The organism is Ruegeria sp. CDSA089 (genome assembly GCF_059612205.1).
The window spans coordinates 400,513-427,254 of the sequence record NZ_JBXWQD010000003.1 but is presented as its reverse complement, the minus strand read 5'-3'; the positions used below and the strand labels follow the sequence as shown (position 1 = coordinate 427,254).

Genomic DNA, 26,742 nt, shown 5'->3' with positions numbered 1-26,742 from the left:
GTAGGTGAAACGTATTATGAGTGGATCCTGAACGATCAGGGGGCCGTGGTGGGCGGGAACGCCGTCGACAACGTTGCCAATGTCGAAATCTTCTATGGTGACGATATCGACGGCAGCGGCACGACTGGTCCGGGCGAGCCCAGAATTGCCGCTCAGCCCCAGGAAAGCGTTGCTTTCGTCGACACCCGCGACTGGGATATGTTCGAGTTCACAGACGAAACCGATGCCGATGAGCTGACCCAAGAAGACGAAGCCGAGCTTTTTGTTTTGAACGGGGCTCAGACCGAAGCGCTGGATATTGCTGACCAGCTTTTGGATCTGAGCGTCGCTGATCTGCTGGAACATTTGCTACCGGACGACGATCAGTTCCTTCTGTAAGGCCGGTCTGACAAGTAAAATTAGGGGGCTGCCGATACCGGCGGCCCCTTTTTTGCGCCCTTCCTGAACGAAGCGTGACGTTGCCAATAGGACTGCCAAGGCCAAAAAAACTGAGGCTTAAGCGGCATGGCGCGTAACCCGCTGTTCTTTCCACACGAAGACCACACCTGAACGTGAAGGCGAAAACGGATTTGTGGTGAATAATCCTCTACCCCTGCGTGTCAGCCATTTTAGGTGATTACGAAACAAGCGATTGATCAGGGGCGTTGAAGATGGCCGTCAGACATCGAGAGATCAAAGCCAACGGGCGAGGAACCGTGACTCAGCAGGCCCGGTTGTGGTCGGGGCTGGTGCTGTTGGCCTATGCAACGGGGCATTTTATCAACCACGGTCTGGGGCTGGTGTCGCTGGAGTGGATGGACCGGATGCTGGCCGTTATGTCCGCGATCTGGAGCTCGGTCCCCGGAACGGTTCTGCTCTATGGCGCCCTGGCTGTGCATGTGCTGTTGGGCGCGGTCTCGATCCTCAGCATCCGAAGCTTGAAAATGCCGTTCTGGCGCTGGTTTCAGATCATTTTGGGGCTGGCCATTCCCTATTGGCTTGTCAGCCATATCATCGTCACCCGCGGGTCCGAGTTGCTGACTGGCGTGCCCGTCAGCTATTTGCAGGAACTGTCGCTGCTATGGCCGGTTGCGGCGATCAAACAGAATGCGCTGATGTTGCTGGTCTGGGGGCACGGGCTGATTGGCGTGCATTTCTGGCTTCGACCGAAGCATTGGTACAAGAATGGCCTGTTGGTGCTCTTGCCGCTGGCGGTGGCCGTGCCGATCGTGGCGATGGCCGGATGGATGACAGCGGCCAAGCGCGAGGTGTTGCGCCTCAGCCTTGATCCGAACGGGGCAGAGGCGACAGAACTGGCCTTGCGCCTGACCGAGGTGCGCGCTGCCGTTTCCGAATATCAGGCGATTGCGCAGGGCTGGGTGGTGATCATTCTGTGCGCGCTGCTGTCCCTGTTCGTTCTGTTTTTGCTGGGCCAGAATCTGCGCCGCAAGGTGCGCGTGACTTATGGCGATGGGCTGACCGTGGATGCGGCCCCCGGAAAGACCATTCTGGATGTCAGCCGCGACAACGGGATTGATCACCTGTCGGTCTGTGGCGGGCGGGCGCGGTGTTCAACCTGCCGGGTAGTGGTTCTGTCCGAGCAGGATGGCCTCAGCCCGATCGGCCCGGCCGAACGCAAACTTCTCGACAAGATCAACGCGGAACCGAACATGCGCCTTGCCTGTCAGGCGCGCGTGAACGGAGATGTCAGCCTGCGCCCAATCATCCAGCCTCAGCGCGCCGCATCGACTCCGTTGAAATCCGATCCGTTCGGCTGGGGGGTCGAGCGTGAGGTCAGCGTGTTGAACCTCAAGATCAAGGATTTCCGCCCATTCGTGGACAAGTCACTGCCCTATGACGTCATTTTTGTCCTCAACCAGCTTTTGGACATGGTGGTCGAACAGATCGAAGAGCAGAATGGCCATATCGACAAGTTCACCAATGACGGGCTGACGGCTGTTTTCGGACTTGAGACGCACAAAACCCAGGCCGCGCGCTCTGCGCTTTATGCAGCGGCCAAGTGCCAGTTGCTGGTTCAAGAGACGCAAGGCAGCCTTAGTCAGCATCTTGTTGAGCCGCTGAAGATCGGGATTGGGGTGCACTCGGGCCGGGCCATTATCGGACGGGTGGGCAAGACCTCAGACCAAGCAGCACCCAGCCCGGTGACGGCGATTGGCAATGTGTCGATCATTGCCGAGGCTTTCGAGACTGTCACCAATAAAATCGAGGCCGGGATCGTCTATTCAACCTATATGCATGAAATGTGCGGCCTGGGTATTCCTGACATGCTGGGTAAGACCGGCGGCATCACGATCCAGGGCGTGTCAGAGCCGGTGCAGGCCGTCATTGTCAAAAACAGTGGCCCGTTGAAGAAAAAACTGGAACTGACCTGAGGGGGCGATCACATCCATCGCTCCACATACCCGTTAAAAAGTGGGCCGAGATGGTGCGGGAGCGGGTGTTTTTGCCCATGCGGGAACCAATTGATTCGGGGGTGAGTCATCGTTTCCAAAAAGCGAACAATAAGTTTCCCCAAGAATCGTGGACACAATTTTGCCACAATGTCATCCTGCTTGGGTGGGCGGCATGTTTATTTTAGCACATACTGGTTTTTCTGACTGGCTTTGAAGGGGTATTGAGTGCCACATGCCGCCCCACGAACTTTCCCCCATCTACCGACAAACAAGGGCCTAGGCCGTTTGGACTGTGTCTCCGCTCAATAAGATTTCAGACACTTCGGACAGCACTTGCCGTCTGTGTGCCATCCCATCTGATTCCGGCAGACCCAGCTTTTCAAGAATTTGCGCCCAGCGGTGCAGCCAATCGTGTTTGTTCAGGGCTTGGGCCATGTTAACCCGGCGCATCTGATCGAGCTTACCCGGCGTTTCCAACAACCCGACGATCTGGTCAATAGCCTCGTCGGGATCCTCGGACAGGCGGAACACGGATTCTGGCCAATCGAAATACTGCCGATAGTCATCCGAGTCCGGCGCATAGCCGACCTGAGCGGCCCCGCCAGCAATGCCCTCAACATGGCGGGGACCCCAGGCAATATTGCCTTTTTTCTGATCGGCATGGCCGATCTTGGCGATATCCACCATGAACAGTTTGGAATGCTGAACCAGATTTGCCAGCAAATCCCGATGCACCGCATGTTGCGCCGTGGTCGGAGGTTTTGTTGCTGAATCATATAGATAGAAGCCCCCGCGATCCTTGATTGCCTTGAGTAAACGGTCATGCAGCTCGGGCCGTCTGCGTCCCATGCAATAGATATCTATGGGTCGCTCTGCGGAAAGAGAGGTTGGCGCAAACCGGATCATATCCGCAGCACCAGGCAGGTGAATCACCGGTTTGCCGGTGATGCTGTGCAGGGTGTCACAAGCCTCGGCAAAGGCACAGGCGATCAGGTCGAACTTAGCCAGAGATCGGATCAGAGGCAGGTGGACGTGCAGGTCCTTGCTCCAGACCTCTTCCAGCACACAGACGGCCAGACCGCAGTGTTCGCGCCAGTTCGGGATCGCATCCAGCGTCAGTAGCTCCTGCGGTTTCTGGACGTCGCAAACAAAGATGTCATAGTCCTTTTGCAGCGTCACTTTCTGCGCACCAGACGGCCAGTGCCGGAACAGATCTGTTCGTTTGGACAGCCAGCGTTTGGGATCATAAGGCAGCGACCGGTCCCGTTTTCGGGCTGGGGCCACGATGTCGACCGCTTCTATTTCGGTCAGAACGTCTTCGAATTCGAACCCCGAACAGCGCGAAACGTTGTCGTTCAATCTGCGTTGAGAGAAGATCAGCACATCGCGCGAGGCGGTGGTGGAAACTGAGGAACTGGTCAACCGCTTGATCCTTTAACACAAAATAAGGCCAAACTATCTCATATGGCGGCCAAGCTTCCAAAGGTTTTTTCCGAACCTGCGCTTGCACACTTGTTCAGCGTCACCGGCAAACACCCCAAGGAAAGTCTGAAAATTGTGGAAAATCAGGCTGTCTGTGTTTAAGTTTTTGGGGGCCGGCCTAGGTTGCAGAATCCCAGGCAAGGTAGATTTTGTTTGATTTCTGACCACGTGTCGTGCGGGTTGTTTTTGTTTGGGTGCCGTTGATGAAGGCGGGTGTTTAATGATTTTCACGGATTGTCCCTTGCGGCCTGCCGGCGTTGTTTCCCACAGGACGATTTGGCTTTGCGTGCGGGGTCCAATACTGACGTTTGCGCAGGCGTTTAGTTCCCCCACCACATTCAAAAGCACGGAGCTTGGCCGAGGGATTCGAATTGACGCCTCTGCACCGGGTGCACAATGTCCATTTTTTGCATTTACTGTTTCTGAAACAGATGCGACCCGGCCGCTCAATCCAGTCTGATTTCCTGAAAGCTCCGCAAGATAGTATCCCCAGCCATGATGAGTTCGAAACAGCAAAAACCAACGGTTCTGGTCACGGGTGCAGCGGGATTTATCGGACGCGCTTGCGTTCGTCAGCTCGCCACTGCCGGGTGCCGAGTCATCGCCACATATCGAAGTGGTCCACCCCCGCAAGTCTCCGGCGACGTGACCTGGATTAACGCAGATACGACTGACGCCGCGGAGATCCAAGCGGTGTTGGACCAGCACCGACCCAGCCATCTATTAGCGTTGGCCTGGTATATGGGGCCGGGAAACCAGCAAGCGTTGGAGAATTTCCGCTGGGTGCAGCACTCGATCGACCTGTTATTCGCCTTTGCACAGGCGGGCGGGCAGCGGGTTACATTTTGCGGGTCGTGCATGGAATATGACTGGTCCAAGCCGATCAAGCTGCATGAGCGCGAGACACCCCTGACACCGGCAACTGAATACGGCGCGGCCAAGGCGGGGTTGGCTACCGCTTTTGAAAAGATGTGTGGCGCGCTGGATCTGTCGGGGGCCTGGGCGCGACCCTTCTTTCTGTACGGGCCGGGTGAGAATCCACGGCGATTGGCGGCGGATGTGGTGATCTCGTTGTTGCAAGGGCGCGAAGCCCTCTGCACTCATGGGCGGCAGAAACGAGATTTCCTGCATGTCGATGATGTTGCCAGCGCGTTGGTGGCCCTGCTGAACAGCGACCTTGAAGGTCCGGTCAATATCGGCAGCGGCACGGCCATCCCTCTGTCTGACCTGATCCTTGAAATCGCCCGTCAGATTGGTGCCGAAGACCTGGTGCGTCTTGGCGCGCGCGAAGCCCGGCCGGGCGACCCGCCTCTGGTCGAGGCCAACAATACCCGATTGCGGACCGAGCTAGGCTGGTCCCCGAAATTCACTTTGGAAACCGGAGTTGCGGACACCATTGCCTGGTGGCGCCGCGAGATTGCGAAAGAAACCTGATATGAGTGACGAGAACATCATTATCCTTGGGTCCGGCATGGCTGGTCTGGGCGCGGCCCATCATCTGCATGGCGCGGGCGTTTCAAGCCGGATGTATGACAAAAACGCTTTTCCCGGCGGTCATACGGCAACCTTTGCCCATGACAGCGGCTTCATCTTCGACGACGGTCCGCATATTTCCTTCTCGAAAGACCCGCGTATTCAAGATTTGTTTGCCAGTAACGTGGACGGCAAATACGAAAAACTGCAGGCTTACGTGAACAACTATTACCACGGGGCCTGGGTCAAGCACCCGGCGCAGGCCAATCTGCACAACTTGCCTGATGAGCTGAAAACCCAGTGCATTCTGGATTTCATCGAGGCGTCTAAACAGGAAGTGGTCGAAAAGCCTGCGAATTATCTGGAATGGCTGATCTCGGTCTTTGGGGAAACCTTCGGTACGCATTTCCCGGCGGTTTACGGCAAGAAATATCACACCGTTGACGCCGATCAGATGAGCACCGTCTGGATGGGCCCGCGCCTGTATCGCCCCTCGATGGAAGAAGTGATCCGAGGCGCGGTTTTCGCCGAAACGCCGGATGTCCACTATATCACCGACTTCCGGTATCCGACCGAGGGGGGCTTTATCTCATACCTCAAGCCCTTCATGGAAAAAACCGATCTGCATCTGGATCACAAGGTGGTGGCGATTGATCCGGTGGCCAAAACGGTTCGGTTCGAAAATGGTGTGACCGAGAGTTATGACAAGCTGATCTCCTCCATCCCGTTGCCGGACCTGATCCCGATGGTCAAAGGCGCCCCGCAATCGGTTCTGGACGCGGCTGCCAAGCTGGCCTGCACCACTTGTGTGACGGTGAATATCGGCCTTGCGCGCGATGATTTTACCCCGGCGACCTGGACTTATATCTACGACGAGGACATCGTCTTTACCCGCCTCAGCTTCCCGCACAAAATGTCCACCAAGACCTGCCCGCCGGGATGTGGTTCCGTTCAGGCAGAATGCTATTATTCCAACAAATACAGACCGCTGGATGTCGCGCCCGAGGATCTGATTCAGCCGGTGATTGACGATCTGGTCAAGATCGGGTTGATCACCGAGGATGAAGAAATCCTGCACAAGGATGCGCGTCTGATTACGCACGCCAACATCATCTTCGATCTGGACCGGGAAGAGGCGCTGCCGATCGTCCACAAATGGCTGGACGAGGTCGGCATCACCTATGTCGGACGGTTCGGCGAGTGGGGCTATCAGTGGACAGATGAGGCGTTCAAATCCGGTGAACGCGGTGCCCGGACCGTTCTTGAGACGCTCCAGGCAGTTTAATTCGAAACGCTTACAGGGACTTGTAGCGGACCCAGTCCCCCGGATTTCCGCCTCGGCCAATGCCGGGGCGATGACCGTCGCCGGTCAGGCGGGTCGAGTCGTTCGTCGGCCCGTTGCCTTGTTCCCACGTGGCCCAGGGGCGATTGCCGTTCTTCCACATATCTTCCAAACGGCGTTTGTCGGCGAGGTGGTCCATGCAGTACCAGAAGCCGGGATGGCGATAGGCCATCAGCTCTCCCATCTCCATCAGCTTGGGCAAGGGGCCTTCTTCCCACATGATTTCGTCGCCATTTACACTGGCGACGGCATCGAACACTTCGGGTTCCAGAACAAAGAACCCGCCATTGATCCAATCTGCGGCGGTTTCGGGCTTTTCCATGAACCCTTCGACCAGACCATCCTCGCGCACCTGAAGATGCCCGAACGTGGTCAGGGGACGCACCATAGTGATCGTAGCCAGCTTGCCGTGCGACCGGTGAAAGGCCAGCAGCGCGTCCAGATCTACGTTTGACACGCCGTCCCCATAGGTCAGCATGAAGGTCTCGTTCCCCAGATAGGGCTGTAGCCGAGCCAGACGCCCGCCTGTCATCGTGTCGACGCCAGTGTCGATCAAATCCACGGTCCAAGGCGGCATTTGAGCGTCCAGCGCGGGGTTCCGGTATTCAGGTTCGCCAAACAACTCGCGCTTGGCAAAGTCGATCCTCAGGTTCCCGTCATGTTGACACAGATCGGACATGTACTGCTTGATTAGATCGCCCATATACCCAAGGGCCAGCACGAATTCATGATGACCATAGGTCGAATAATGCTGCATGATGTGCCAGAGGATCGGCCGGTTGGCGATTTCCACCAATGGCTTGGGACGAATGCGGGTTTCTTCTATCAGGCGAGAGCCCTTACCGCCTGCGAATATTGCTGTCTTCAACTGGGCCTCCCCCAAATACCTTTGAATCGAAATTGATCTCGATACGCGAATGGCCAGAGTCCACACCACCCACCGTGCGCCTGTCAATCTTTCTGCAACTGCATAGGGTCCGAAATTTCCCTTTGCTTAGAAAAAAGTCGCAACATTCACGTGGGTTTTGACACGAATTGGGAAGCGCGGCGCGTTCTGTTCTGGAGCTCATAGTGGGCCCGTGCATCGGCCCGCAGCGCGCGGGCGACCAGATTCATTTTGGTTGTGTAGGCCAGGAAGAAAATCCAACTGGAACTCATCCGACTAAGAAGCGTGCTCTCGGTGATGTTCGAGAACAGGTACATCATACCCAGAACAAACACGAATACGAACGGATCGCGCTGCGGGATGTGGCGCATGCAGTAGAAAACCGAGAAAAAGAACCTCATTAGACCCAAAAATAGAAGGGCCACGCCGATAAAACCGGCATTCAAGAAGGTCTCAAGCAACCCGTTATGCGAATAATGCGGCAGGAACCCCAGCTCTCCCTTGCTGGCGTAGAACCGCAGGTGTGGTGCGTTTTCATTCCAATGGGCTAGATAACCCCAGCCCAACCAGAACCGCTCTTTAACATTGGGCCAGACCAGCTCCCAGATCGGGATGCGTTCGGACAGCGTGGGTTTGCGTCCGATCAGCGCAAACAAAGGCTCGGCAATCGGTGAGGCCAATAGGAAGGCAATCGTACCGACAAAGAGAACTGCAAACAAAATGAAGCCTATGGCCCAAATTGTTTCCAATCGCGGAACGATCTGACTGATCAAAAGCGCCGACATCGTGATCAGCCCGATGACCTGAGAGGTGCGCGATTCTGAGGCGATCAGCAAAAAGACACCCAGCAGGGCGCCGATCATAAAGACGGTTTTCAGCCGCCCTGTGAATTGTCGCGACGCATAGTAGCACGTCAGCATCGCCGTCATTGCTGCCAGTCCCAGCCCGTTTTTGTGGGCATAGATCCCGTTCCAGGTGTCCCCCCAGGGCGGGATACCACGTGCTTGCGGCAGGGTCATGATTGCGCCCATCGACAGGACCATCGAGCTCCCAAAATAGATGGCGAGAAAGATTAAAAGCCCACGCATGGACATCATGCTACCCAAAGCGATGGCAAACCCGGACGTCACGATCAAGGGAACGAGACGCTCGATTGAATAGGCGGGAAAATCGCTCCAGGTGATTGATAAGACAGTCAAACAGATCAACAGCGTGATCTCAGGTGAGGCCGTCATGCCCCGGATCAAGTGGCGATAATACAGCAACGTGATGCCCATGATCGGTATCAGCAGCACGATTTCAATCTTCTTGGCCAGCCCCATTTGCCACAGCACGATCGAGACCACATCGGTGCCAACCAACAGCATGATCACCAGACAGGCGGCCAGAATCCAATGATGGAAGGCTGCGCCGGATTGTTGCTGGTATTGTGTCTGTCGGGTCAGGGGCGTCATCGCTGCGTAAGGTCTATCCAAAGAATTTGCGGTAGGAATTGGCGCACCTCATCGGGTCGACAGCTTGAATTTTTCCACCGGTTTTAATCACTCGGTAAAGTTTGCCACGGCCGCGGTGGACCCGGCAAATGAATTATGCGCGCGGCGCATGATCCAAAAACCATCTGTACATTCGACGGGCTGGTGTCACAGTAGCCAGACAGGCGAAAGGTCGGCGGACGTGCGGCGTGTCGACCGGGCGATTGGGATTGTTTATGAGTTTTCATCTGTCGTTTCTAAGGTCCGACCTGCGATGACGTGGTTTTTCGTGCCCAGAATGATGTCTGCGGTGATTGCGATTGCGATCCTTGTCGTGATGACCCGCGTTCTGGGGCCTGCGGATTTCGGACGTTATACGCTGACCCTGTTGCTTGGGAATCTGATGTTTTCGTTCACCTTCCATTGGTTGGCGATTGCGATCGGACGATTCCACCACACGCCGGAATTCGAAGGCAAAACCATCGCCATGTCCCTGTCGACGGCTGCGATCCTGGCTGTGGCGCTGTTCGTTCTGGCAGCTCTGGTGTCGGTCATCCTGCCTGGTGGATGGATCGACGGCCTTTTCTTTGCGGCGATCTATTGCATCAGCCACGCGATGCACGAACTGGGAACCGCCTGCCTGCGACAGTACCACGAGGGGCCGAAATACGCAGCCGTTACCTTGCTGCGCCATGGGCTGGGCGTTTCGCTTGCGGTCGGATTTGTACTGACCGGTGGCGGTTACAAAAGCGCGCTGATTGGCATGTCCCTGGGCGCAGCACTGACCGGGGCCTATGCGCTGGCGGTAACGCTGCGCCGCTCGGGCGTGGCGCGGCCAAAAGGGGCGGTGCTGAAAACCTATCTTCTGTTCGGGTTTCCCGTGGCCGTCGTCTCCTCCACCGCCACGTTCTTTGCGATGTCAACGCAATCCTTGCTGGCCATCTTCGCGGGGATGGACTACGCGGGTTATTTCGCGGCGGCGCAAACCTTGGCCTCCCGAACAGTGCGCCTTCCGATGGAGACCCTGTCCCGCGTATGGGGTCCGTCGATATTCGAGGCGCTAGAAAAACGCGGCGCGCAATCGTCAGACGCGGTCCTGGAGCGGTATTTCTCGTTTCTGATGCTGATTGCGGTCCCCATCGTGGCGGCGCTGATCTGTGCGGCAAGCGTTTTTGCCAATCTGCTGTTCGACTCTGAATTTGCCGACCGAACCACAGGGTATCTGCGGGTTCTGGCAATAGCCTCATTTACGTTCGGGTTGCAGGGGGCGTATTTTAGCTTTGCCTTCTCGCGCGCCAAAAAGACTGGGCTGCAATTGACCATTACCTTGTGTTCGCTTGCTGTGCATGTCGCGCTATCTTTCGTCTTCATCTACCTTCTGGGCCCACCGGGTGCCGCCGTTGCCTTTTTGATCAGCGGATTGCTGAGTTTTCTGGCCTACTACCATATTGGCCGCCGCATCGACCCCATTGCGGTGCCCGTGCCAGAGATATTCAAAGCCGTTGCTGGAGCTGTTGCTTTCGCGCCTCTGGCGGTTCTCGCAGCTGAGTCGGGTGGAATCGTGTTACAATTTGCGCTGCTTTCGCTTTCAGCTGTCGTGATGTTCGTGGTTTTCGCATGCCTGCATCAGACGGCAGCTGCCGCAGCATGGCGGAAGATACGTGGCTGGGCGTCCGCAAGCGGATTTCCCTCTTCGAAGTAATTCAGCGTTAACAACTTCTTAACTGAAGACCGACAGATTCGAGTGGGCCGGGTGGCGCAAATTTGCCCACTGGCACAATGAATTTTGAATCCCGGCTAAAGGGATATCGTGGTCCTGAAAATATGATGATATGATGAACTTGAGATCAATTTGATGTGTTACCCCGCGACTGTTTGACTTTGGGAAACTATATTTTCCAACAGTTGCCCCAAAAAACACACATTCTGGTTTCAGGGTAGGCAGACGCAGAAACGACGCATAAACCAAGAGCAAAACCGATGGTCATATTGTATTTACTGTCAGGTCCGCTGGTTGCCGCAATGTGTTTTGTGGCATTTCTTCTAACGGGCACAGGCCTAATTCAGGCCGTGATCTTCAGCTTCCTGATCGGATGCAGTGCTCCGGCTCTGATCGCCGGACTTCATTTTCTATTCAACGGAAGGTTGCGCGTGAAGATCGCTGAGAAATCCGCCGTTAAAACTGGAAACTGACAAAATCCCTGCTCAGCGCAGGGACAATACGCGAAGGGTGGCAAGGCTTGTTTGGACTGGCCTCAGCGGTTTGTTTTGGGTGAAGTTCAGCCCATTTTTAAGGCAGCGTGTCAATTTACTTAGCATGTTCACGAAATTGTGGTCGTTTTGTTAACAGGTGGTTAACAAAATCGTTGTCACATCAGACCATTAGTGCGAGTATCTAGCGGGGTAAAAATCCTGACCGCACATCATGTGTGAGTCGGGAGAAAACAAAGGGTGGGTTGTCGCGTTCGTGTGCGGCGTTCCCCAAATCTATTGAGCGGATAGTAGTCAATCGTTGGGTCTTTGCCTTGTTTTTTGGGGCAGATTCCCAAGCGGGTGTGTTGCGCGGCTGGAAGACTTGTTGGCGTGATTTTAGTCCGTTGTGTTAGTTTTTGGGGGTTATTATGAACCAAATACGAGGTTCTTTCCAATTAGAAGAATCGGAAATTTATAAACCAAACCAAAGTTCTATTAAGGTCTGTGACGAGTTCTCCAATTTGCGGAGCTTCTACGCTGTCAAAGGCAAGCGTTTGCTGGATATTTTGTTGGTTCTAATCGGTCTGCCGTTTGTGCTGCCGGTCATGTTGGTGATTGCCGTCTTGGTGAAGTTGGATGGCGGACCTGCCATCTATCGCCAAAGCCGTGTTGGAATCGGCGGTCGCGAGTTCGACTTCCTCAAGTTCCGGTCGATGGTTTCTGACGCAGAGTTTCAACTTCAGAAACATTTGGCCGAAAGTCCAACCGCTGCGTCCGAATGGGAAACAAAACAAAAGCTGGACAACGATCCGAGGGTCACAAAATTCGGTCGTTTCATCCGTATGACCTCGTTGGATGAGTTGCCTCAGCTTTGGAATGTTCTGATCGGCGACATGAGCCTTGTCGGCCCACGTCCGATGATGCCTCAGCAGCAGGAATTGTATCCGGGGCGCGAATACACGCTGATGAAGCCAGGGATCACCGGCTTGTGGCAGGTGTCCGAACGTAACGAGGTTGAGTTCTCGCATAGGGCGATCTTCGACAGCGATTATGCGCGAAATCTGGGCTTCTGGTACGATCTGAAAATCCTGTTCCGCACGATCGGTGCCGTTTGCAACGGAACCGGCTGCTGATCCCGAACTGACCGACGATAGGATGATGGCTTATGAAACGCAGATTTAGAAACCCAGCGTTGCGCCTGTCCACCGCGTACCGCGCGCTCGGATTGTGCACCCTGCTAGCGATGCCAATGTCGGCGGCGGCGGATTTCAACCTTGAGCCAGGTGACAAGGTCCGTGTGACTTTGACGGGTTTGCAAGATCTGTCCTTCGAAGCGGCGATTGATGCCCATGGCGAGGTCAACCTGCAATGGCTGGGCCAGTTCCAAGCGCAAGGTCTGTCGACGGATGCGCTGGAGCAGTTGGTACGTCAGGACGCAGCGGGCAAGATCGTCAAGCAATATGACCAGAATGGCGAGATCTATATCATCCAGTTGGACGGAGATGAGATCGAGATCGCCCGCAATGGATACCGCCCGATTATCATCGGCGGCGATGTTGCACGCACCGGTCAGATCGACTTTCGCCCCGCCATCACTGCGCGCGAGGCGGTTGCCTTGGCCGGGGGGGTTAGGAGCCGGCTACTGGCCGATGATGTCACCATTGACCCGATCCAACTGCTGCGCTGGCAGACCACCTATGGTCAGGCTGCGTTGCAACACGCACAGGGGCTGGTGACTGCATGGCGCGCCTCATCCGAGTTGGCGCAAGATATGGATCTGGCGCCGCCCAGTCAGACCAGTGTTTCTATATCTCCCAGGGTCTTGAAGGAATTGGTGGCAGAACATGTCCGGATTCGCACCATCAATCAGGAAAACGAAGCAGGTGAGCGCGCCTATTTCGAAGATGCCCAATTTCAGGCGGCCGAGCGGATCCGGATTCTTGAAGAACAGAAAGTAGAGCTTGCCAAGGCTGTCGCGGCCGATGAAGAGGAAGAGGCGCGCGTCGTTGCGCTGGTCCAAAAAGGCCTCGCGCCGGGGTCCCGTATGGCCGATACGCGCCGTACGACCGTTTTGTCTGCAACCCGTTTGCTGGAGGTTGAAGAGGATCTGGCAGCCACAAGCCTGATCCTGACCCGCTTGAAACGCGATCAAGAGCAATATGATCAGGAACGGTCGCTGCGGTTGTTGCAAGAGCGTCGCGCCGCCAGCCTGTCCGTCCGTGATGCGCGGCATCAGATGGATACGATCTCGAAATATCTGGCGGGCGCGTCGGATGAGATCGGAACCGAAAACCTGATTACGGATATTGACTACTCGGTCACGATCTTTCGGGTCGTAGACGGGCAACTGCAACAGTTGGGTGCAGACAAACTGACCCAGTTGTTGCCCGGTGACAGCGTAGAAGTCTCGGTGCAGGAGATCACGCAAGAGGTCCCTCTGACCGAATAGCACCAAAATGCAGCTGGCTTACAACGGGCGTGAGGTCTTTGACCCGCGCCCGCTTCGTTTTGCGAGGTCGGAGTGCCGCCCCTTTGCTTTGGACTGGTCTTTTATCCTAGGATCGGGTCGCCGTAGTGTCGGACCTGTTTCATATCGACCCGCGTAGCCACCAGGGCCGAGGGGCGAACGCCCGCATTTTCCAATTCGCGCATTGCCTGCAGGACCGTGTTCTTATGCGTGCTGTTCCAGCGCGCAAACAGGATTACCCGATGCGAGATTTGCGACAGGTAAGCCGACTCGACCGCGCGCAACAACGGCGGTGTATCCAGAAGGATCACTTCATACATGTCGGACAGCGAATAGAGCAGGTTCAGGAAGGCCGGAGAGCACAGGAACTCACCCACTTCTTTGGCCTGAGCCTCGTCTTCCAACGGTCCGATCAACGGCAGGATATCCAGTCCGTCTTGCGGGGTGCTGACAATGTTGTCCTGAAACGACGCTGGGTGCTTTGCCCCGTGTTTCAACCCTTCGACGGACAGTTGCGACAGGTCGCGATAGGTGGAAGTGACCGTGTCGCAGTCAATGATCAACGTCCGATACCCGGCTTGCGCGCAGACCGACCCGATCAGCAGTAGGCCGGACGTTTTCCCCTCATCTGGTACCGCTGACGCGCCAGAGAAGATCATGCACCCATTCTCGACAAAGCGCTGGCCGTGTTTGCTATCGACATTCTTGGTAAAGAACTCGGCCGCTTGAGAGGTGGTCAGCTCACTCTCGTTGCGTAGGGTGCGCAGACCAATATCGCTGCTGGCCAGAAGCTTACGCCCGAAATACAGCAACTCTGGGTCCAGCTTTCCGTCATTGGTAAAGAAGGTTTCAAAGGGGGGGTCCTTTCGAACTTCGGGAATGATTGCCGAAAGTTTGACGCCCGTGGTGTTTTCAAGCTCATAGGTGGTTCTGAGGCGCGTTTGGAACAGTTCGCGGATCACGGCAAAACCCAGGCCGCCAAAGATCATTGCAATCATGACCCCGATCGCCATTTGCGCCCGTTTCGGCTCTGATGGATCGACCGAAGCGCGTGCAGTTTCGATAATGTGGGCCCCTGCATCCAGGTAATCACCCTGTTCGGCCCGACGCCCCAGTTGCGAAACAAAGTCACGATAGATTGCTTCTGCCACAAGAATCTCATTCTCGATCCGCTTGGTGACCGAGTCATGCTGAACCTGGCGTACCTGCTGGTCCTTGAACGTGTTGATGCTGATATTCAGCGTGGCTAGCTGTCCGTTCAGAATTTCCGTTTTGCGCTGTGCTGCTTCCAACGCACTGTCCAGAACCGCTTGCGCGTCATCTGAATTATTGGCCGTGCTCTGCGGTACCAGCGCCGATTGAACGGCGAATTCTACCGCTTCGGCGACATTGCCATTGTCCCTGAGCAGTTGGATGGTGTTGGTCTGTTCATCCAGCACAAACAGTTCTTCATTCACCAGCCGGGCGCGTTTCTCGGCCTTGATGCGCTGTGCCTTGATGGTGGCGTATTCCTCCGGTGAATACGGCGTTTCGACCGAATGTGCCTCAAGATCCGAGATGAGCTTGTTCAGGTCTTCGCGAATCTGACCGATCCGCGTTGCCAACCATTCCTGCGACTGGCTTAGATCATCGCGTTTCATGCGCGTCAGGACAAATAGGTACTCATTGGCCAGGCTGTTGGCGATGACGGCTGCTTTTTGCGGCGTTTTCGCAGAGACGCGAATTTCGTACACGGCTGAGGTTTCGCCGATCTGTTCGATGCGGCGTGCCTCCAGCAATTTCTCGATGGTCGCTTCGCGCTGCATCTCTTCCAGGGTTTGACCACTGTCGCCACCCTCGTCCGCGTCATCCCCCCCGCTGAGTGCACTGACCAGCCCGTTTTTCAAACGGCGCGCCAAGGCAATAGGAGAAAGGGTAAAGCCAGTTTCAGCACCCGAGAATTCCGGATCCGTATGCAGTTCAAGACGATCCACGACATTTTCGATCAGATCGGTCGAGCGCAGAAGTTGCAGCTCACTCTCAAGCGATGTCAGGGAAAGGGGCAGGCCCGATACCTGCGGCGTAAACTGAGTTTCGGTCTGAACGCGGGTCTCGATCATGACCTTCGCGCTTGAGGTGTATTTCGTGTCCGACAGGTAGGACAGCAGATAGGCGGTCACCCCGCCCAGAAATCCGATCAGCAATATCCACAGGATCGAACGTCGGATCGCCCACGCGATATTCGACAACACCCTAAGTTCGGGATCGCCGGCCGGAGCCTGGCCGAAACCCGTCAATTCAACATCCAATCCTCGGCGATACTGATCAGTCATAACTAATTAACAATCTGAAACACGGACTACAGAAAACATAGGCCCACAAACCTGTATTCAACAGAGAAAACCGCATATGTCGTAAACAATGTGCTAAGTTTCGGAGGATTGATGACTAATTCGGTGCGGCTTGCCTGCAATTGGTGCGAAGTAGGGTCAATTTCCAAGATGAACGGAAGATAAACTCTAATTTAATAGTAAGAATCGCTGCGGCTGTTACTTTGAGTCCAGCGTCGAGTGTTACCTGGTGAATTTGGAACGAGTATTGATGAACAAGACGGTCGAAATGCGCTTGCCGCACATATTGGTCGGAGGGGTACCCGTCGCGCAAGCCGGGGATGAAGACCTGACCAAAGCAATGGCGGAAGATGTGCTCAAACGGCGATCTGGCGCGTTGACACGTGCGGTGACTGTGTTCAGCTCGAATGCGCATGCCATATCCACCTATGCCACGGACGAAGGATTTGCCCGTGTGATGGATTCGGCCGATATCATCCATGCGGATGGCCAGATCGTCGTCTGGGCGTCTCGTATGGCGCACGGAGAGGGCGGGGTGCCCGAACGTACCGCAACCACAGATTTCATCCACTCGGCGGCTAAGGTCGCTGCTAAAAACGGTCTCAGCTTTTACCTGCTGGGCGCGACCGAAGAGATCAACCGAGATTGCGCAGCGCGCCTGCAAGAGATGTATCCCGGTCTTGTCATTGCCGGGCGCCGCAACGGGTATTTTGATCCTGCCGATGAAGAGGCGGTGATTGCCGATATCAATGCGAGCGGTGCGGATATCTTGTGGGTGGGGCTCGGCAAGCCGAAAGAACAGTATTTTGCCGCCCGTATCGCGCCGAAGCTGACGCAATGCGCCTGGGTGGTGACCTGCGGGGGGTGCTATCACTACGTGGTTGGTGACTACGCCCGAGCACCGCGATGGATGCAGTCCATGGGATTGGAGTGGTTGCACCGTATCGCGACAGGTCCGGGCTACCTGCTCAAGCGATACTTGCATACACTACCGCATGCGTTGAGTATCGTTGTCAGGAAGGACGTGTTTACAAAGTTTTTACGCCGGTGACGGCATGGGTAAAGTTGTCAAGCCATAGGGCCTGTTTTTCGAAGGTATGAGTGAGTGACGAAGACAAATTTCATCGGGATTGGTGTCCAAAAAGCAGCCACCACGTGGTTGCATCACGTGCTTTCCGAGCACCCTTCGGTGCGGACCAGCGAAACGAAAGAGCTCAATTTTTTCAATGCCCGTTACGATTTGGGGTTTCAATGGTATGAATCCCGCTTCGACCCGGCTGAGCCGGGCGTTATCCGGGGCGAATGCTCGCCCAATTACTTCTACAGCCGTGATGCCGCACAACGGGCGTGGGATTATAACCCCGACTTCAAGTTGATCTGTATTCTGCGGGATCCGGTCGAGCGGGCGTTTTCAAATCATCTGCACGAGATCCGCAAAGGTCACATTCCGCCCGATACGTCGTTTGAAGATGCGCTGCCGCTGAACCCAGCCTACACGCTGCAAAGCCACTACAAAGCAAACCTGCAAAACTGGTTGGACCACTTCAACAAAGGCGCACTGCTTGTCCTGCTGTCCGAAGACGTGGCGAAAGATCCCCAGGGAACCTATCGGCGCATCTGCGCACATTTGGGTGTCGCGCCCGAGGAAAACCCTTCGGCGATCACCGAACGTCATCACGAAACTATCGTATACAAAAACCAGGCCGTTCAGAACACGCTGCGCAAAGGCGGTTCCGTTCTGCGTTCGCTTGGGTTGGCCAGGCTGGTCAAAGGGATGAAGAAGGTCCCAGGTCTGAAACAGGCTCTGGCTATGAACAAACAGCATCTGAAAACAAAAGTGCCGCCACCCACACCCGAAACTCGCGTGATGTTGGCCGAGCAATTCCGTGACGACATGGAGTTTGTCGCGCAGTTTCTCGGGCGCGACAATCTACCTTGGCCCACTTGGCAACTTTTGCCACCGATCAAGACGGGAACGCACGGGTAAGATATGGGCGTCCGGGATACAGCACGGATTTTTGGGGACCTGCGCATCAACCAGATCACGCGTATGACCCGCCGCATTTTGGGGGCCCGGTTTCTGGATGGCCGGGATTTCATGCCGCAAGTCTCTGCCGAACAGGGCGCACATCTTGCCGCCCTTGCGCGCAGGGCGCGCGGTGACATCCGTACTCCGATCCTGATTTTTGGCGTTTTGCCCCGTTCGGGGACGAATTTTGTGCATGATCTGGTGGGAATGCACCCTGACGTCACCGCCGATCCCGGCAGGCTCTATGAGTTTCCGCTGCTTCACGCGGCTGGCGACGCAGCGGCCTTTTCGCGTGATTTCCTGCGGTACTTCCCGCGCAATGAGGAAGTGCTGGGGCATTATGACATGCTGGCCATGCTGGCTGGGGCATGGTTCCGCGAGTTGCAGGCGCAGGCCGAGGGGCAGCATATACTACTAAAATGCCCGCATGTGCAGGACCTGTCGCTGGCACGCTATATCTTTCCCGACGCCAAGATAATCCTGTGTCTCAGGGACGGGCGGGACGTGCTGGACTCCTCACTCAGAACGTTCTCGCGGTTTTCCCTGCGAAGCAAAAATTTCCGCCAATTGGCCGATGAATGGCGTTTGGGGGCCGAGGCGATTCTGAGTTTCAGCAGCGGCGGCCCTAATGAAAACGCTGATACGATGGTTGTCCGATACGAGGATATCGTCGGCAATACGCCCAGCCACGTGCAGCAGATGCTGGACCATATCGGGCTGGAGGCCGCGCGCTTTCCTTGGGCCGAGATCGACAAGATGCCGGTGCGGGGGTCCTCGCGTTCAACCGCTGCGAACGAACAGCGTTGGCAACCGCAGGCAAAGACCGCGGATTTCAACCCGGTAAAGCGCTGGGCCGAGTGGCCGGACAGCAAGAAAGCCCGGTTCGACAAGTTGGCCGGACAGGCGCTGGAGCAGGCGGGTTATGAGCGCTGATGCCCACCATAGCACGCGACCTCATGTTGCCATTTGTATCGCAACCTACCTGCGGCCTCATGGGCTGAAGGCGCTGATCGACAGTCTGAACGCGCAAAAACTTGAGGGTCGGGATGCGCGCGTGACGCTCGTGATTGCCGACAACGCGCCCGAAGCCACGGCGCAAGCAGAGTTAGGGGATATTCACGCCCTTACGCGTTGGCCGGTTATCTATGTGATTGAACCCGCACGCGGCATTGTTTCGGCCCGGAACCGGACGCTGGCCGAGGCGCCGTCCGACGCGGACTATATCGCGTTTCTGGATGATGATGAGGCGGTCTCGGACCAATGGCTTCTGCAGATGCTGGACACGATGCAACTGCCGGACACGATTGCTGCGCAGGGCCCGGTCGAGCCGAGGTTCAGAACCCCTCCGCCGGGCTGGGTCGAAGCGCTGAACCTGTTTCGAATGGGGCCGTATGAGCAGGGCGCTGCGCTGGTGTCAGCGGCGACGAATAACTCGATGGCCGATGCACGCGTCATTCGCGACCGCAACATGCGCTTTGATACCCGGTTCAATATCACCGGCGGCGAGGACGAAGAGTTTTTTTCGCGCATGCGCCAATCAGGCGGTGTGATCCGGGCGGCGGCGCAGGCAATGGTCTGGGACGACGTGCCTGAAAACCGCGCGACGCTGAAATGGCTGGGACGGCGCTGGTTTCGCAAGGGCAACACGCTGGGGCGCATCGCCCTGATCCGGCGCAAAGGCGTCGCAATGCGTGCGGTCAAAGGGGTGGGTGCCATCGGATGGGGCTGTGTGATATGTCTGTGCCTGGGGTTCGGCTCGAAACCCAGATGGTATCGGGGCTTGTTGGAGATCTATCGTGGCGCCGGGATGCTGGCTGCCCTGATGCGGGTGGAGTTTGCCGAATACAGCGCTTCGGCCGTGCAGGTCGACCGGGTCGGAGGCGGCTGAAATGACCGACCCCGTGCCCGAGTTTTCAATCATCATCCCCGCCCGCAACATGGAACGGTTCGTGACGCAGACGCTCGACAGCGTCAGCAGCCAAACCCTAACCGCGTTCGAGGTGATCTGTATCGACGACGGCTCAACCGACGGCACACGACGCATCTTCGATGCTTACGCACAGAAGGATGCCCGGTTTCGGCCAGTGTCAGGCCCGGCAAAAGGCGTCAGCGCCGCCCGCAATCTGGGGCTTGAACAAGCCAGTGGCGCGTTTGTTCTGTTTCTGGATGCGGATGATCTGCTGCATTCTGAGGCGTTGAAGCGGTTCCACGCATCGCTATCGAACAGCGACGCGGTTGGTGCCGTTGCGGGCGTTCAGCGGATCAACGTCGACGGCGAAGATTTGCGCGGCGCGGACAATCGCGCGCTGATCCCCGAACAGGATCAATTGGCGGCACTGTTGCGCAAGAATTATGTGGTCAATGGTGGCGCGCTGGCTCTCAGAACGCAAGCAGCGCGACAGGCCGGGGGCTATGACACCAGCCTGAAAAACGGCGAGGATTGGGAGTTCTGGAGTCGCGTCGCGCTGGAAGGTCGGTTTGAGGTGGTGCCGGGCCCTGCGCTGTTGCTGTATCGGCAGGTGGCCACCGGGGCGAATTTTCAGACCCGCGACACGGGGTTTACCCAGATGGCGCCTTGCATCGAAAAGATCGCCAAGAATCCCGCAATGCAGCAGAAATTCGGCGCGCAGCTGCGGCGTCTGCTGCGCGCGCGTGAGATTGACCGCTATTGGTCCAATGTCCGCAATCAGTTCCAATATGGCCGCAAACCTGTGGCCTTGTTGGAAGGGCTGCGCGGAGTGATTATGTATCCTGACAGCCTGTTTCGCCCAAAATTGATCTGGCGCTTTGTTCGCAGTCTTGATCGTAGGGTGTAAAACAGTCGCATCGAAGCAAGGAATACAGCCAATGGGACTCACACGGCGCGCAGTATTGCTGCAAGGAACGGCTCTGACCTTGTCTGCGCCCTTTGCCCACACGCTGGTTTCCAGTGTCGCAGCAGGCGAGCTACCAGACCCTGTTATGGGTTTTTTGGGCGATTGCGTGGTCCAACTGACGGTGATGGATACGATGTTCGACCTGCCGCGACCCATTGTCGTGACGGCGCAGGACCGGGCTAATTGGACCCTAGATACGGGCAATGCCTTTGGCGCGCGTGGTAAGCTGAACGGGGAAAAGGGCAATTTCTCGGGTCGTCAAAGCGAAACACAGCCGCAGTTTTTTACTCCATGGCCACAGATAACCAAGGGCAGCCGCAAAGGCGGTTTTCGCCAAGGCCCTCAAGAGGCGCCGACCGCCGCCTTGGCCGACCAGCCCGCGCAATGGCAGGTTCAGGTCGACGGTCAGCCCGCGACGATCCGGTCGCTTTTTCGAAAAACCACCCCTGTTGCGACGCGCGCCATTGGTGTCAGGCGATGGGAAAGCACCAAGCGGCACCAACTGACCTTTGTGCTGGACCGCGTTATTCCCGACGGTGCGACTGTCTCGTTGAACGGGCCGTCTGTGACCAAAACCGCGGCGCGGAAACAGGCCGAGACGTTCAGCGAATCCATCTATCTCTGCCAGCAAGGCTATCCAATACTAGGCCCTAAAAAGGCCTATGTCGGAAGCTGGTGGGGTCATGACATGAACAATCAGGGCGGCAATACCGATGCGCTGTTGTCCGAACAGACGGTTTGGCGCCTGATCTCGACTGAGGACGGGGCCGAACTGCGATCGGGGCGATTGCGACTGGCCAAACCGGGGTCCGAGCCGCATGGGCAGGACCTTAACTATAATGGCTGCGATGTATATGAGGCCGATTTCTCGGACCTTGATCACATCGGATCGTACTACATTCAGGTCGACGGGGTCGGGCAGTCGTTTCCGTTCGATGTGACGCAAAGGGTTTATGACGGGGCGTTGCGGCTGGCGGCGCGGTGGTATTTCCACCAAAGATCAGGCTGCGCGATCACAGATCCATATGGCGAGGGCCGCACCCGCCCGCGCAACGGTCATCCCGAAGATGGGCTGACCGTCTGGCAGACCGGCGTCAAACTGGGTGACACGCGCGAAGGGTATGGCAAGGCCTCGGCCGCGAAATCCCTGGCGCAACAGGCCGAGGCCTTGGGGGTCGAAGACTACCCCGACGCGTCCCAGATGACTGCGAACCCGGAGGCGTGGGGCGGTTGGCACGATGCGGGTGACTGGGATCGCCGTATCCAGCATATGAACGTGGTCTATCACATGGCCGATCTGGTCGAGACCTACCCCCATATCCGCGCTTTGGCACTGAACCTGCCAGAAAGCGGAAAACCTTTCGCGCATGGTGATGTTGCAGCTCGAAAGAATGACCTGGACCGGGGGGATGGTGAAACCGTACTGCCAGATCTGATCCACGAGGCGCTGTGGGGGGCCTCGATCTGGCGGCGCACGCAGTTGCCGGATGGCGGGATCATCGGTGGCGTTGAATATTCCAGCAGCGGGATTTTGGGCTCGGTCTCGTGGAACCCGGTTCAGGTGACGTATGCCTATGCGCCGGAGGACTGGGCTGCGTATCGGTTTGCCCATGGGGCCGCCAAGCTGGGCCATGTGATCAAGACGGTTTGCGGGGACGCGGCCCTTGGAGATGCGCTGATCGACGAAGCGCTTCGTGCCTGGCTTTGGGCGGAACAACAGCCGGTGCCTGAAAATGAGGACGGGCAGGGCGATCCGCGCGCCGATGTCTCGCGCGCGCGTATCGCCTCGGCCTCGGTCTTATACCGTGCAACAGGTCATGCCGCCACGCGGCAGGTGTTCGAGGATTTCAACCCGTTCGAACCCCGTGCCGAGACCCCGCTGGAGGGCGTGCGACCAGAGTTTTTTGCCAATTCTTATTTAGACTACGTCAAGGCGGGGCGCGAAGGGCGGGCCACGGATGCCAAGCTGGTTGCCGCGATCGAAAACTGGATCAAATACCGCGCCTTGAACGGCAAGCGGATGGGTCAGGATTTCGGGCTGCACAACACGGATTCTTATGTTTGGGGGCGGGGATGGCTGCGGTTTGGCCCCGGCTCGAACTGGCGGGCGGGGCAGATTGCGCTGCAATACGCGGCAACGGGCAAAATCCCTGCGGAATTATACGAAGCGGCGGTCGAGGGGATGTGGTTCGGGATGGGCTGCAACCCGGCCAATGTCAGTTTCGTGCAGGGGCTGGGTCAGCGCAGCTTTGCCGACCCTTTGCTTACCGACCACTATGGTGATGAAACCATTCCCGGTCAGATCAGCTTTGGCGTGGCGGGTGGCAAGCTAAACGAATGGGAACTTAAAAAGGTCGAGGGCGCAATTTATCCATTCAGTCAGGACGACTGGCCAATATATGCACAGATATTCGAAAGCCGCAGCATCGCCATAACGGCTGAACACGGGATGAAATCCAACGCGCTGGAATGGCTGCTGGCTTGCGCCCTAGTCACATCGCAGTGACATCGGGCGGTGCGGTGGCGGAACTTTGCGCCAAATCACAAAGCTGTCGGGATGGCTTTCACCTACAGACTGTGTTGGATATGTGTAACTGAATGTCGGCGGAACGTCGCAGGCCTTCGGACCGCAAGAAACAAATCAGGAGCACGCGCATGTTGTTTCTCCGTCGGACAGTTGCCGCTGTTCTGATCGGCACTTTGCCTTTTGCAGCGATGGCGCAATCTGATCAGGCCCAAACGGGCGGATTGCAGATCGAACTCAACACTACGCAGGATACTGGTGAGGCCTGTCGGCTGACCTTTGTGGTGCAAAACGACACCGGCACCGCGATTGAGACGGCCAGCTTTCAGACCGTGATCTTCGATGCGGAAGGTACGGTCGAGCGTCTGACGCTGTTTTCATTCCGCGATATGCCAAAGGATCGCGTGCGGGTGCGTCAGTTCGATCTGACCGGTATCACCTGCGCCGGGGTGGGGCAGGTGCTCTTCAATGGCACAAGCTCTTGTCTTGTAGACGGTGCCGACAGCCCGATCTGTGACGCCGCCCTGACGCTGAGCAGCCGGACCGATACAGAGGTGTTGGGATGATACAGGCAATAGAACAGATCCTTGAACTCGGCGGGCCGGTTGTTGCGATCCTGATTGCGATGTCCGTGGTGACGCTGGCGGTGACCCTTTACAAACTCTGGCAATTTGCAGCCTCGGGCGTGGGGCGGCACCGGGTGTTGTCGCAGGCGCTGGCGGCATGGGATGACGGCGACGTACAAACCGCCCGCGCGCGTCTGGCCAAAAGCCGCAGCTATCTGGCCCCGCTGGTCGAGGTGGCCATGGACGCGCCCGAAACCCCCGGCCTGGATCAGCGTCTGGATGCCGAGGCCGGTCTGGCCCTGGCCGGATTGGAGCGTGGGTTTCGCTTGCTGGACACCGTGGCGCAGTTGGCCCCGCTTTTGGGTCTGTTTGGGACGGTTTTGGGCATGATCGAAGCGTTTCAGAGCCTGCAATCTGCGGGCTCGTCCGTTGACCCGTCGTTGCTTGCAGGCGGGATCTGGGTGGCGCTGATTACCACTGCTGTTGGCCTTGCGGTGGCGATGCCCACCTCGATGGTGCTGTCCTGGTTCGAAAGCCGCACCGCGCGGGAACGGGTGTTTGCCGACAAGGCGCTGCGGACCATTCTTGTGCCTGGTCAAGCAATTCCACTGCCTGACGCACCTCAGACCGTGGCTGCCGCGCCCGGACATGCGTAACCGCGCGCCCTTTGTCCGGCGGCCCCTGTCGATGACCCCCCTCATCGACGTGATCTTTCTGTTGCTGCTGTTCTTCATGCTGACCTCGACCTTTTCGAAATTTGCCGAGGTCGAGCTGAGCAATGCGACCGGCGGCGGCCAGCCCTCGGACACACAGACCGAGCGGTTGTTCGTTCAGCTTGGCTCCGACCGTCTGACGCTGAACGGGGCCGAGGTCACGTTGGATCAACTGACCGAACAGGTTGAGACTGGGCAGGTGCTGGTCAGCCTTGATCCCGACACCACCTCGCAACGTTTGGTCGATTTGCTGGTGCGTCTGCGCGGGCGCGAAGACCTCAGCGTGTTGGTGCTGGAATGATCCGCTCAGGTACTCCGCGTCGCAAGCGCGACTCCACGATTCCTTTGATCAATGTCGTGTTCCTGATGTTGATCTTCTTTCTGATCACGGGAACGATCGCTACGCCTCTGGACCCCGACCTAGAACTTGTGAACACCTCGGAACTGGAAGGGCGAGAGCCGCCGGATGCACTGGTGCTGCATAAGGACGGAACGCTCAGCTTTCGCGGCAACGCCATACTGCCCGAGCTTTATATGGAAGGGCGCGAACCCGGTGCCGTCCGCATCGTACCGGACCGTGAGGCTCCGGGCGCGCGACTGATTGAAATCACCGGCCAGCTTCGCCGCCTTGGGGCAAGTTCTGTCTTTGTCGTGACGGAAAAGGCGCTGCAATGATCCGGGGTTCGGTGGTCATCGCCGTCGTCGCCATTCTGGTGTCCTTGATCCTGCACCTGATGGGGTTGCTCTATACTGCGCCGCGACTGGCCGAAGACGGCAGCGAGGCGGCTGCGCAGAACTCAGTTGAGCTGGGCAGTAGTTTCGAAGACCTCGCCGAGGAGGCTGAAGAAGTCGTTGAGCCGGAACAGGCCGAAGCGCCCGAGCCCCCCGCCGAGGAAGAGCCGGTCGAAGAAGAGATTCCCGAAACCCCCGAGGTTCCCATCAGCGAGGCGCTGGTCGCGTCGGACAACCCCGAAGAAAGTTTTGCCCCGGATCTGGGAGAGGCCGAAGTCGTGCAGCCCGAGGCCACTGAACCAGTCGAGCCAAACGTGGCTGAAAGTGTAGACGGGACCGATGGCGATCAGTCCGCCAGCGAAGAGGCCGACGAAACTCCGCCTGTTGAGGTGGCCGAAAGTGCCGAAACGCCCGAGGGCGATCCGGATGCTGCGGCAGAATCGACTGAATCTCTGGAAGAGGCGCAGCCTGTCGAGCCGGCGCAGGAACAACTGGCTGCTTTGCCCCCGACTGAAGCTGCGCCAGTTCCCGAGGCGACGGCGATTCCGGTTGTTCCGTTGGAAAGTGAGGCGATTGAACCTGACTTGCCCGAAACGGCGCTGGAGCCGGTTGAAAACGACGCGCCGACCGAATTGGCTGTCACAACCTCGATCCGCCCGCAGCGCCCGGAACGGCAGCCTGTTCCTCAACGACGGGGTATCGCCAACGGCGCACGTGATTTCAGCAACCTGCGCTTCCCTGCACAAGAGATCGAGTCGCCTTTGACGGCCTATCGTCGCCGGGGCGTCGACGCGTTCACATCCGGCAATAGCGGTACGCGATCAGGCGGTCGCGGGCCGGGCAATGCGAATGAAACCAATTACGAAGGGCAGGTACTGGTGCATCTGAACCGAGCACCGCTTGTCTTTGTGTCGGCCCGAGGGTTCGCGCAGGTGTTTTTCCAGATCAACCCCGACGGCACACTGGAATTTGTCGAAGTGGTTGACAGCTCGGGCTCGCGCGAAGTGGACCGCGCTGCCCGCGAACAGGTACGCGCCGCTGAACCTTTCCCCCGACCGCCGGGAGGCGTAAGCCGCAAGCTGTCTTTCTTCTACACCAGCAATTGACGCCTTGCCCAATCGTCGAATCGGATTTCCGTCGCAAGGCAGGTCAAACATCCAAGGTGCCAGGTTGATTTTTCCAACATGAGTGACGCGATTGATTTGCAAGAAGTCAGGATGATTTTTGTGGATCACAGCTGCGTTATCAGTCTGGAGAATGCGCA

At 57.2% G+C, this 26,742-nt stretch carries 22 protein-coding genes; 18 read left to right on the top strand and 4 right to left on the bottom strand.

Annotated features, from left to right (window positions below; all coding sequences use genetic code 11):
- Positions 1-378: hypothetical protein (locus AC2FJ6_RS10990; protein WP_496668988.1), on the top strand; the 378-nt coding region annotated here is incomplete at its 5' end.
- A 272-nt stretch (positions 379-650) separates the two neighbouring features.
- Positions 651-2,372 carry an adenylate/guanylate cyclase domain-containing protein gene (locus AC2FJ6_RS10985; RefSeq protein WP_170773046.1) on the top strand — a complete coding sequence of 574 codons (1,722 nt, stop codon included), beginning with the start codon at positions 651-653 and terminating at the stop codon, positions 2,370-2,372.
- A 297-nt stretch (positions 2,373-2,669) separates the two neighbouring features.
- On the opposite strand, the gene AC2FJ6_RS10980 is transcribed toward AC2FJ6_RS10985, so the two are convergent.
- On the bottom strand, positions 2,670-3,815 hold the full coding sequence (locus tag AC2FJ6_RS10980; RefSeq protein ID WP_496668986.1) for a glycosyltransferase: 1,146 nt from the start codon (positions 3,813-3,815) through the stop codon (positions 2,670-2,672).
- Positions 3,816-4,370: 555 nt separating this feature from the next.
- On the opposite strand from AC2FJ6_RS10980, the gene AC2FJ6_RS10975 reads away from it, so the two are divergent.
- Both AC2FJ6_RS10975 and AC2FJ6_RS10970 read left to right on the top strand, forming a co-directional pair.
- Complete coding sequence (locus AC2FJ6_RS10975; RefSeq protein WP_480876209.1) at positions 4,371-5,309, top strand: NAD-dependent epimerase/dehydratase family protein; 939 nt, start codon at positions 4,371-4,373, stop codon at positions 5,307-5,309.
- Position 5,310: 1 nt separating this feature from the next.
- Positions 5,311-6,633 carry a protoporphyrinogen/coproporphyrinogen oxidase gene (locus tag AC2FJ6_RS10970; RefSeq protein WP_170789462.1) on the top strand — a complete coding sequence of 441 codons (1,323 nt, stop codon included), beginning with the start codon at positions 5,311-5,313 and terminating at the stop codon, positions 6,631-6,633.
- Positions 6,634-6,643: 10 nt separating this feature from the next.
- On the opposite strand, the gene AC2FJ6_RS10965 is transcribed toward AC2FJ6_RS10970, so the two are convergent.
- Complete coding sequence (locus AC2FJ6_RS10965; RefSeq protein WP_170773039.1) at positions 6,644-7,558, bottom strand: sugar phosphate nucleotidyltransferase; 915 nt, start codon at positions 7,556-7,558, stop codon at positions 6,644-6,646.
- Between the two features lie 146 nt (positions 7,559-7,704).
- On the bottom strand, positions 7,705-9,030 hold the full coding sequence (locus tag AC2FJ6_RS10960; RefSeq protein ID WP_170773037.1) for an O-antigen ligase family protein: 1,326 nt from the start codon (positions 9,028-9,030) through the stop codon (positions 7,705-7,707).
- A 292-nt stretch (positions 9,031-9,322) separates the two neighbouring features.
- Between AC2FJ6_RS10960 and AC2FJ6_RS10955 the strand changes: the two genes are divergently transcribed.
- The 3 genes from AC2FJ6_RS10955 to AC2FJ6_RS10945 all read left to right on the top strand — a co-directional run bounded on the left by AC2FJ6_RS10955 (position 9,323) and on the right by AC2FJ6_RS10945 (position 13,690).
- Positions 9,323-10,750 (top strand): oligosaccharide flippase family protein, encoded by a 1,428-nt coding sequence (locus AC2FJ6_RS10955; RefSeq protein WP_170773035.1) that lies wholly within the window; start codon positions 9,323-9,325, stop codon positions 10,748-10,750.
- Between the two features lie 1,012 nt (positions 10,751-11,762).
- Positions 11,763-12,374 (top strand): sugar transferase, encoded by a 612-nt coding sequence (locus tag AC2FJ6_RS10950; protein WP_237217416.1) that lies wholly within the window; start codon positions 11,763-11,765, stop codon positions 12,372-12,374.
- 32 nt (positions 12,375-12,406) lie between these two features.
- Positions 12,407-13,690, top strand: coding sequence for a polysaccharide biosynthesis/export family protein (locus tag AC2FJ6_RS10945; protein WP_170773031.1), 1,284 nt, complete (start codon positions 12,407-12,409; stop codon positions 13,688-13,690).
- A 101-nt stretch (positions 13,691-13,791) separates the two neighbouring features.
- Here the strand turns inward: AC2FJ6_RS10945 and AC2FJ6_RS10940 are convergent, their stop codons facing one another.
- Positions 13,792-16,020 (bottom strand): GumC family protein, encoded by a 2,229-nt coding sequence (locus AC2FJ6_RS10940; RefSeq protein WP_214646819.1) that lies wholly within the window; start codon positions 16,018-16,020, stop codon positions 13,792-13,794.
- 268 nt (positions 16,021-16,288) lie between these two features.
- On the opposite strand from AC2FJ6_RS10940, the gene AC2FJ6_RS10935 reads away from it, so the two are divergent.
- The 11 genes from AC2FJ6_RS10935 (at position 16,289) to AC2FJ6_RS10885 (ending at position 26,584) form a co-directional block, all read left to right on the top strand.
- A complete protein-coding gene (locus AC2FJ6_RS10935; RefSeq protein ID WP_170773028.1) occupies positions 16,289-17,089 on the top strand; it encodes a WecB/TagA/CpsF family glycosyltransferase in 801 nt (266 codons plus the stop codon).
- 54 nt (positions 17,090-17,143) lie between these two features.
- Positions 17,144-18,025, top strand: coding sequence for a sulfotransferase family protein (locus AC2FJ6_RS10930; protein WP_170773026.1), 882 nt, complete (start codon positions 17,144-17,146; stop codon positions 18,023-18,025).
- Positions 18,026-18,028: 3 nt separating this feature from the next.
- Positions 18,029-19,000, top strand: a complete 972-nt coding sequence (locus AC2FJ6_RS10925) for a sulfotransferase family protein (RefSeq protein ID WP_170773024.1) — start codon at positions 18,029-18,031, stop codon at positions 18,998-19,000.
- Complete coding sequence (locus tag AC2FJ6_RS10920) at positions 18,990-19,955, top strand: glycosyltransferase family 2 protein (RefSeq protein ID WP_496668984.1); 966 nt, start codon at positions 18,990-18,992, stop codon at positions 19,953-19,955. The genes AC2FJ6_RS10925 and AC2FJ6_RS10920 overlap by 11 nt, the downstream gene beginning before the upstream one ends.
- Position 19,956: 1 nt before the next feature.
- Complete coding sequence (locus tag AC2FJ6_RS10915; RefSeq protein ID WP_170773020.1) at positions 19,957-20,883, top strand: glycosyltransferase family 2 protein; 927 nt, start codon at positions 19,957-19,959, stop codon at positions 20,881-20,883.
- 31 nt (positions 20,884-20,914) lie between these two features.
- Entirely contained in the window at positions 20,915-23,449 is a 2,535-nt protein-coding gene (locus tag AC2FJ6_RS10910; protein ID WP_496668982.1) for a glycoside hydrolase family 9 protein, read from the top strand.
- A gap of 149 nt (positions 23,450-23,598) precedes the next feature.
- The gene (locus AC2FJ6_RS10905; protein WP_170773016.1) at positions 23,599-24,033 is read left to right on the top strand and encodes a hypothetical protein; all 435 of its coding nucleotides are present in this window, start codon (positions 23,599-23,601) and stop codon (positions 24,031-24,033) included.
- Entirely contained in the window at positions 24,030-24,689 is a 660-nt protein-coding gene (locus AC2FJ6_RS10900) for a MotA/TolQ/ExbB proton channel family protein (RefSeq protein ID WP_170773014.1), read from the top strand. The genes AC2FJ6_RS10905 and AC2FJ6_RS10900 overlap by 4 nt, the downstream gene beginning before the upstream one ends.
- Before the next feature lie 31 nt (positions 24,690-24,720).
- On the top strand, positions 24,721-25,047 hold the full coding sequence (locus AC2FJ6_RS10895; protein ID WP_170773012.1) for an ExbD/TolR family protein: 327 nt from the start codon (positions 24,721-24,723) through the stop codon (positions 25,045-25,047).
- Complete coding sequence (locus AC2FJ6_RS10890) at positions 25,044-25,421, top strand: ExbD/TolR family protein (RefSeq protein ID WP_170773010.1); 378 nt, start codon at positions 25,044-25,046, stop codon at positions 25,419-25,421. Before AC2FJ6_RS10895 ends, AC2FJ6_RS10890 begins: the two co-directional genes overlap by 4 nt.
- Positions 25,418-26,584 (top strand): energy transducer TonB family protein, encoded by a 1,167-nt coding sequence (locus AC2FJ6_RS10885; RefSeq protein ID WP_170773008.1) that lies wholly within the window; start codon positions 25,418-25,420, stop codon positions 26,582-26,584. Before AC2FJ6_RS10890 ends, AC2FJ6_RS10885 begins: the two co-directional genes overlap by 4 nt.
- The last annotated feature ends 158 nt before the right edge of the window (positions 26,585-26,742 follow it).